1 protein-coding gene is annotated in these 651 nt (G+C 34.1%); it reads right to left on the bottom strand.

Annotation, left to right across the window (positions count from 1 at the left end; all coding sequences use genetic code 11):
- Nucleotides 1-522, bottom strand: a 522-nt coding sequence (locus LQZ76_RS09990) for a helix-turn-helix domain-containing protein (protein ID WP_230099544.1), incomplete at its 3' end; no start/stop codon positions are given.
- Between the last annotated feature and the right edge of the window lie 129 nt (nucleotides 523-651).

The following is a 651-nucleotide window of genomic DNA, read 5'->3' on the forward strand; positions in this document are numbered from 1 at the left end:
AAATGGTCGTGTCTGCCATTTGGCCCATTTATATCTCGAATGTGAAAGAACCATAGCCACAACATATAATGTTACTTCTCCGTTGCCATATGTCTTTTGCTTCGTTTGACCGAAGTCTAGTTGTGCCTGATAACCCATAGGTAAATCAGGTAGAGTTTGGTATTGTCTGTTTTTTTTCTTCTTTCTGATATTGAATTTCTCTCTAATCAGTTTTACATTTCTACGTAATGTTTGTTCGCCAAAAGGTAGCTCACCATATTTTTCTTCTAGCCAATCATAAATCTGTGCACCAGATAAATCGGGAGATTCAGTAAGCCATATTAATATCTGTGATTCGTAAGAATCAATTTTTTTACTACGTGTCCGAGTTTCTGCAAGCCAATCTAGTAATTGACCCTCATCTTTCTTCAAGTACTTACTAACTGTATTTCTAGAAATTGCTAGTTTTTCAGCAATTGTCCGTTGAGAATATCCTTTTGCAGCTAAGCGCTGTATATCTTGATACAATACCAATTTGTTCACCTATAAGATCTCCAATCAATTAAAATTAAATACTCTTAATTTTAATTGATTGAGGTGGCTCAATGTTATTGATTATTTTTGGTATACATTTATTGACTAAAAATGGCTCACTTTAGTTTAGCAGTCACA

Source organism: Periweissella ghanensis (assembly GCF_918814755.1).
Classification (GTDB): Bacteria; Bacillota; Bacilli; order Lactobacillales; family Lactobacillaceae; genus Periweissella; species Periweissella ghanensis.